The 7,370-nt window shown below is 71.6% G+C and carries 5 protein-coding genes and 1 pseudogene; all 6 read left to right on the top strand.

Annotated elements, in window-relative coordinates:
- A pseudogene (locus HCJ92_RS20480) lies at positions 1-472 on the top strand (hypothetical protein); the annotation flags it as partial.
- 340 nt (positions 473-812) lie between these two features.
- Positions 813-1,136 (top strand): 50S ribosomal protein L21, encoded by a 324-nt coding sequence (gene rplU / locus HCJ92_RS20475; protein WP_167935088.1) that lies wholly within the window; start codon positions 813-815, stop codon positions 1,134-1,136.
- Between the two features lie 14 nt (positions 1,137-1,150).
- Entirely contained in the window at positions 1,151-1,408 is a 258-nt protein-coding gene (gene rpmA, locus HCJ92_RS20470; RefSeq protein ID WP_167935087.1) for a 50S ribosomal protein L27, read from the top strand.
- A gap of 258 nt (positions 1,409-1,666) precedes the next feature.
- Complete coding sequence (gene obgE / locus HCJ92_RS20465) at positions 1,667-3,109, top strand: GTPase ObgE (protein ID WP_167935086.1); 1,443 nt, start codon at positions 1,667-1,669, stop codon at positions 3,107-3,109.
- Positions 3,110-3,676: 567 nt separating this feature from the next.
- Complete coding sequence (locus HCJ92_RS20460) at positions 3,677-5,176, top strand: SDR family NAD(P)-dependent oxidoreductase (RefSeq protein WP_167935089.1); 1,500 nt, start codon at positions 3,677-3,679, stop codon at positions 5,174-5,176.
- Positions 5,169-7,316, top strand: a complete 2,148-nt coding sequence (locus HCJ92_RS20455) for a hypothetical protein (protein ID WP_167935085.1) — start codon at positions 5,169-5,171, stop codon at positions 7,314-7,316. The genes HCJ92_RS20460 and HCJ92_RS20455 overlap by 8 nt, the downstream gene beginning before the upstream one ends.
- The last annotated feature ends 54 nt before the right edge of the window (positions 7,317-7,370 follow it).

The raw sequence follows: 7,370 nt of genomic DNA, 5'->3' as shown, positions 1-7,370 counted from the left end.
ACCGCAGCCCGAGGCCGCGCCCGCAGCGGCTCGCCCGCGCCGCCGCGCGGTGCGACGGGCGTCCGCCCCGGTCGGCTCGCCCGACGCCTCCGGGGAGGTCGAGGTGCTCGTCGTCGAGACGGCCGCTCCGGCCCCCGCGGTGAGCGACGCGACCGAGCAGGACACGGTGACGGAGGAGGTCGCCGCGCCGGCGAAGAAGGCCACGCGCAAGACCGCCGAGAAGAAGGCCACCGCGAAGAAGGCACCCGCCAAGAAGGCCGCGGCGAAGAAGGCCACCGCCAAGAAGGCGACCGCCGAGAAGACCGCCGAGAAGACCGCCGAGAAGAAGACGGCGGCCAAGAAGGCACCGGCGAAGAAGGCACCGGCGAAGAAGGTCGCGGAGAAGAAGACCGCCGAGAAGAAGACGGCGGTTAAGAAGGCACCGGCGAAGAAGGCCGCCGCAGCCGCCGAGTCGGCCCCCGCGGCCGACTGACGCGCCGGCGGTCCCGGCAGGCACGACGGTGGCCCGGCAGTGACGTTCGCGTCACCGCCGGGCCACCGGCCTCTTCCCCCGCCGCGCGGGACGGAGGGCCGCGCCACCGCGGCGGCTGTTCCCGCCGCCCAGCGGCGCCGGGGAGGATTTGACCAGCTCCCGACCGCCTCCGTATGGTTGACAGTCGGTGTGTCGAGTCAACTTCACACCGCGCTCCCGAGCATCCTTCCTCCCGCTGGCCGGGAGAGGGCGGGCTCAGCCCTTCGCACCGGTGCTCTTCCCGGCGCGAGCGGTCCGTCTGGCATCGGGGGCTCCGTTTCGAATGAGAGAGAGTCTGCGCGTGTACGCGATCGTGCGCACCGGCGGTCGGCAGCAGAAGGTTGCCGTCGACGACGTCATTGAGGTCGACCGTCTTGCGACCAAGGAGGTCGGCGACACCGTCGAGCTCTCCACCATCCTCATCGTTGATGGCGACGCCGTCACCAGCGACCCGTGGGTGCTCGCCGGCGTGAAGGTCCAGGCCGAGGTCCTCGACCACCACAAGGGCGAGAAGATCCGGATCCAGAAGTACAAGAACAAGACCGGCTACAAGAAGCGGATCGGTCACCGTCAGCTGCACACCCAGCTGAAGATCACCGGCATCCCCGCCCCGGCCGCGAAGTAAGGGACTGAGTAGAGATGGCACACAAGAAGGGCGCATCGTCCACTCGGAACGGGCGCGACTCCAACCCGCAGTTCCTGGGCGTCAAGCGCTTCGGCGGCCAGGTCGTCAACGCCGGCGAGATCATCGTCCGCCAGCGTGGCACCCACTTCCACCCGGGCACCGGCGTGGGGCGCGGTGGCGACGACACCCTGTTCGCCCTCCAGCCGGGCGCGGTGCAGTTCGGCCGCAGCCGTGACCGCAAGGTCGTCAACATCGTTCCGGTCGAGGGCTGATCCGGCCCCAGGCCGGCTCGTCCCACCGGGGACGTCTCACGAGGGCGGATGCGTCGAGCGCATCCGCCCTCGTCGTTGCCCGGCGTCCGCCGTCCCGGAGCGGGCGCCGAGGTGGTACCGCCCCGGTGGCGGGCCACCGGCAGCACAGCACCACCAGCACGACCAGCACCACCAGTACCACCAGCACTGTTCCGCCGTGTCCCGTCGTCCAGTTCAACCGCCGTGCGACCAGGGACCTTCACAGCCCGGAGGCCCACCATGACCACCTTCGTCGACCGCGTCGAACTGCACGTCGCCGCGGGCAACGGGGGCCACGGCTGCGCCTCCGTGCACCGCGAGAAGTTCAAGCCGCTCGGCGGCCCCGACGGCGGCAACGGCGGCCGGGGCGGTGACGTGGTGCTCCAGGTCAGCCGGGAGGTCACCACGCTGCTGGAGTACCACCACGGCCCCCACCGCAAGGCGACCAACGGCCGCCCCGGCGAGGGGGACAACCGGACGGGCAAGGACGGCACGGACCTGGTGCTGCCGGTGCCCGACGGCACCGTCGTGCTGGACGGGGCGGGGAACGTGATCGCCGACCTCGTCGGCGAGGGCACCGCCTACGTCGCCGCACGCGGCGGACGCGGCGGACTCGGCAACGCCGCCCTGGCGTCCGCCCGTCGCAAGGCACCCGGATTCGCCCTGCTGGGCGAGCCCGGTGACGACGGTGACATCGTCCTGGAGCTGAAGACCGTCGCCGACGTCGCGCTCGTCGGCTATCCCAGCGCGGGCAAGTCCTCGCTGATCTCGGTGCTCTCCGCCGCGCGGCCCAAGATCGCGGACTACCCGTTCACCACCCTGGTGCCCAACCTGGGCGTGATCACCGCAGGTGAGACGGTGTACACCATGGCCGATGTCCCCGGTCTGATCCCCGGTGCGTCGGAGGGCAAGGGCCTGGGGCTGGAGTTCCTGCGGCATGTCGAGCGGTGCGCGGTGCTGGTGCACGTCCTGGACTGCGCCACCCTGGAGTCCGACCGTGACCCGGTGAGCGACCTCGACGTGATCGAGGCCGAACTCGCCGCGTACGGCGGCCTCCAGGACCGGCCGCGCGTCGTGGCACTCAACAAGACCGACATCCCCGACGGTCAGGACCTCGCCGACATCATCCGCCCGGACCTGGAGGCTCGGGGCTACCGGGTGTTCGAGGTGTCGGCCATCTCCCGCAAGGGGCTGCGCGAGCTGTCCTTCGCGGTGGCGGAGCTGGTCGCCACGGCCCGCGCCGCGGTACCGGTCGAGGAGGCCACCCGGGTCATCATCCGGCCGAAGGCCGTGGACGAGTCCGGGTTCACCGTCGTCGCCGAGGGCGAGGCGATGTTCCGCGTCCGCGGTGAGAAGCCCGAACGCTGGGTCAGGCAGACCGACTTCAACAACGACGAAGCCGTCGGATATCTCGCGGACCGGCTCAACCGGCTCGGTGTCGAGAAGGAACTGCTGCGATTGGGGGCCCGTGAGGGCGACGGCGTCGCGATCGGCCCCGAGGAGAACGCGGTCGTCTTCGACTGGGAACCGACCGTCACCGCCGGTGCGGAGATGCTCGGGCGGCGCGGGGAGGACCACCGGATGGAGGCACCCCGACCTGCGGCGCAGCGCAGGCGCGACCGCGACGCCGAGCGCGACGACGTCGACCGGGACTACCGGGAGTTCGACCCCTTCGGCGAGTGAGGCGACCGCGGTCGGCCGCCGCGGCGCGCAGGCGCCCGGCGTCCGCTCCCGGGAAGTGAACCGGGGCGCTCGGCACGGTCCGGGGAGCGGCGGGACGGGACCTGAGCGGACCCCGTGTCCGTCGCGTGCCCGCCGCCCCGGTGCGACGCGGCAGGGGGCGTGCTGCGTCCTGCCGCGCGCTGGTCGGTGCTGTCGACCCACCCCGGCGGCGGCGCCCGCAGCTCACGGCGCGCCCCCGAGGAGCGCTTCTCCGCACCGCCGGGGCCCCACCGCGCAGTCGGGCGTGCCCGTAGCGGGGCGAGGCGCCTGGTGACGACCCGTCGGGGAGGCCCGTCCCCGCGCGCGGGAACGGGTGCGACCGATGCGGCCGGCCGGTGCCGTGGGTGACGCCCGGGGCCGCCGCCCCGAAGAGCGACGGGGTGTGTCGCGCCACACCGACGGGACGTCACAAAGGCATAACGCTTGGCAACGATCGCCTTCGTTGGCGAGTCACTGTTGTGCGGGCGTTAATCTTCTTCACGGCAGGCGTTCGTATCACAGTCACATCGGCGGGAGCGGGATTTGTCCATCCAGAGCAGTGCGGCGCGTCCTCGGACCACGGCGGTCGTACTGGCCGGGGGAACGGGTCAGCGGGTGGGGCTGTCCATACCCAAGCAGCTCATCAAGATCGCCGGTAAAGCGGTCATCGAGCACACGCTGGCGGTCTTCGAGAAGGCCGACGACATCGACGACGTCATCGTCCTGATGACCCCCGGCTACACGGCCGAGATCGAGAAGATCGTCGCCAAGGGCGGCCTGCGGAAGGTCAGCCGCGTCATCGAGGGCGGCGCGACCCGCAACGAGACCACCGAACGCGCCATCGCCGCGCTGAGCGAGGGACTCGCGGAGGGCGAGGAGCGACACGTCCTCTTCCACGACGCGGTCCGCCCGCTGCTCTCCCAGCGGGTCATCAGCGACTGCGTCGCGTCGCTCGACCGCCACCAGGCGGTGGACGTCGCGATCCCGTCCGCCGACACCATCATCGTCACCCGCACCCACGGCGAGGACGGCGAGTTCATCACCGACGTCCCCGACCGCTCGCGGCTGCGGCGGGGCCAGACCCCGCAGGCGTTCCACCTCTCCACCATCCGCCGGGCCTACGAGGTGGCCGCCGGCGACCCCAACTTCCAGGCCACGGACGACTGCTCGGTGGTTCTCAAGTACCTGCCGGACGTGCCGATCCACGTCGTCCAGGGCGACGAGTGGAACATGAAGGTCACCCAGCCCGTCGACGTCTACATAGCCGACAAGCTGTATCAGTTGGCCTCCACCGCCGCCCCCGCCCAGTCCGACGAGGCCGCCTACCGCGAGCTGTTGACGGGCACCACCATGGTGGTCTTCGGCGGCTCCTACGGCATCGGCAAGGACATAGCCGAACTGGCCGAGGGCTACGGCGCCACGGTCTACGCCCTGGGACGGTCCACCACCGGCACCCACGTCGAGAACCCGGACCACGTCGCGCAGGCACTGGAGCGGGCCTACGCCGAGACCGGCCGCATCGACCACGTCGTCAACACCGCCGGCGTCCTGCGCATCGGACGCCTCGCCGAGACCGACCCGGACGTCATCGAGGAAGCCCTCCGCGTCAACTACCTGGCCCCGGTCCACATGGCCCGCGCCGCGCACAAGTACCTCGCGGAGACCGGCGGCCAGCTGCTGCTCTACACCTCCAGCAGCTACACCCGGGGCCGCGCCGAGTACAGCCTGTACTCCTCCAGCAAGGCCGCCATGGTCAACCTCACGCAGGCGCTCGCCGACGAGTGGGCCGGCGACGACATCCGCGTCAACTGCGTCAACCCCGAGCGGACCGCGACCCCGATGCGGACCAAGGCGTTCGGTCAGGAACCCGCCGGCAGCCTGCTCTCCTCCGAGGCGGTCGCCCGCACCTCGCTGGACGTGCTGCTCTCCACCCTGACCGGCCACGTCATCGACGTGCGCCAGCAGGACCCGACCGCCGACGCCTCCACCGCCGGCAGCTTCGACCTCGCCCTGGCCGCCTCCCTGGACGTGGGGGCCGTCGGTGAGTGACCGCGACGCGAACAACGGCTCCCCGCAGCCCACGGTCGAGTCGCCGAGCGACGAACGCTCCACGCTCACGAGGCTGATCGACCGCTACGGACGCCTGCCCCTGGTGACCTCGCTCGCCTTCGGCGTCAGCGCCGTCCTGCTGGCCGTAGCCGCCATCAGCGACAACCCCACGCTGTTCTTCGCCGCCTGGGTCGTCAACTACGTCACCGACTGGCACCTGCGGCTGCGTGGGCGCGTCGCCAACGCGGTGCTCCGCCGGTTCGGGTTCGGCGACCGGCTCCGCGAGTTCAACCGCCTGATGCTGCTGGTGCTGCTCGCGGTCGTCAACGAGATGTCCGGCGTCACCGTCTTCGCGCTGCTGGTCACCCTGTACTTCAGCGCCAACGGCAGCCACGCGCCGCTGATCGGCTACCGCAACAAGCGGCGCAACGTGCCCGTCGCCGTCCTCAACATGGACATGAGCGAGCTGAAGGTGCCGGCCGCGCCCGACTCCGCGAAGTGGCGCCAGCGCGGTCTCACCCGCGTCCCCGGCCCCGAGATCCTCATCGCCGGCTCCGCCGCCGCGGTCCTCGCCGGCTTCGGCGTCGGCTGGCTCGCCGCGACCGGGGCCGCGGCGCTGCTGTCACTGGTCGCCGCCGCCCAACTCGCCCTGTACTCCACGCAGAACCGGCGCATTCCCGAGGCACCCGAGATCATCGAGGTCGTCAACCGCCGGCTCGCCGAGTACCGGCCCGAGGTCGCGCTCTACTTCACCTTCGCCGCCACCGGCCAGGACTTCATGTACCAGGTCAACATGTGGATCGACACGTTGGAGAAGCTCGACCGCCGGGCGATCATCATCCTGCGCGAGACCGCCGCGATGACCCAGCTCGACCGCACCCGGCTCCCCGTCGTCTGCACCCGGAAGGCCGACGACCTCGCCCTGCTCGACCTCGCCGACCTGCGCGTCGTGCTCTACCCCGGCAACGCCGGCAAGAATGTGCACATGCTGCAGAAGGCCGAGGCGCAGCACGTCTTCATCGGCCACGGCGACAGCGACAAGCTCGCCAGCAGCAACCGCGTCAGCCGGGTCTTCGACGAGATATGGGTGGCGGGCCAGGGCGGGCGCGACCGCTACCAGCGCGTGCGGCACGCGATCGACCCCGACAGCCTGGTGACCGTCGGCCGCCCGCAGCTCTCCGAGGTGCTGCCCGCCCCCGCCGAGCGCACCCCGGGCCCGCTGACGGTGCTCTACGGGCCCACCTGGGAGGGCTGGACCGACGAGGCCTGCCACACGTCCCTGCTCCCCATGGGCGAGAAGATCATCGGTGGCCTGTTGGCGCGCGACGACGTCCGCGTCATCTACAAGCCCCACCCCCTCACCGGCAAGCGGTCCCCCGAGGTGGAGCGGATCGACGGCCTGGTCCGCCAGATGCTGCTGCGCGACAACGAACGCCGCGCCGCACGCCGGGACCCCGAGCACGTCGCCGCCACCGACCGGCGCCTGGCGGAGATCGAGGCGCGCATCGCCGAGATCTCCGGCCGCTCCGAGGACGGCGACTGGCTCCAGTGGACCCGCGACGCCCGGTGGGAGTCGCGCGACGTGCGGGCCGACGTCGCCGAACTGCGCACCCAGTGGAGCGCCCTGTTCTGGGACGAGGCCTACCAGGCCGGACGCCACCTCGTGGTGACCGACCGCCTGCCCTCGCTGTACGACTGCTTCAACCACTCCGACCTGCTGATCAGCGACATGTCGAGCGTCATCTCCGACTTCGTCGCGAGCTGCAAGCCGTACGTGGTGACCAACGCGCACGACGAGGACCCCGAGCAGTACCGCCTGCTCAACCCGACGGCGGGCGCCGCCTACCTGCTGGGCAGTGACTGCGCCGAGCTGAACTCGATCCTGGAGACGGTCACCGCCACCACGGACGACGCGCTCGCGCAGCACCGTGTCGAGCTGAAGCGGTATCTGCTCGGCCCGGACGAGCCGTCCGCCATGGCCCAGTTCAACACCGCGGTGGAGGCCCTCCACGCCCGAGGCCTCAGGGCGTTCCCGCTCGGCACGAGCGCCGAGCCCGTCCCCGCGGCCCCGGCCTACTCGCGGCAGACCGCCGGGACCGTCCCGGCGCAGGCCGGGGCGCGCGTCTCCGGGCTCGCCTGACCGGGTCACGCACCACCCCCGCACCGCCGTGGCCCCCACCGAGAGGTGGGGGCC

Source organism: Streptomyces spiramenti, assembly GCF_012034385.1.
Lineage (GTDB): Bacteria > Actinomycetota > Actinomycetes > Streptomycetales > Streptomycetaceae > Streptomyces > Streptomyces spiramenti.
The sequence above is the reverse complement of the archived record's forward strand: the minus strand, read 5'-3'. Positions and strand labels throughout refer to the sequence as shown.

Bases quoted from the DNA above. Each gene is read 5' to 3' on its own strand.
- obgE (WP_167935086.1), top strand. From the start codon at position 1,667: ATGACCACCTTCGTCGACCGCGTCGAACTGCACGTCGCCGCGGGCAAC.
- rpmA (WP_167935087.1), top strand. From the start codon at position 1,151: ATGGCACACAAGAAGGGCGCATCGTCCACTCGGAACGGGCGCGACTCC.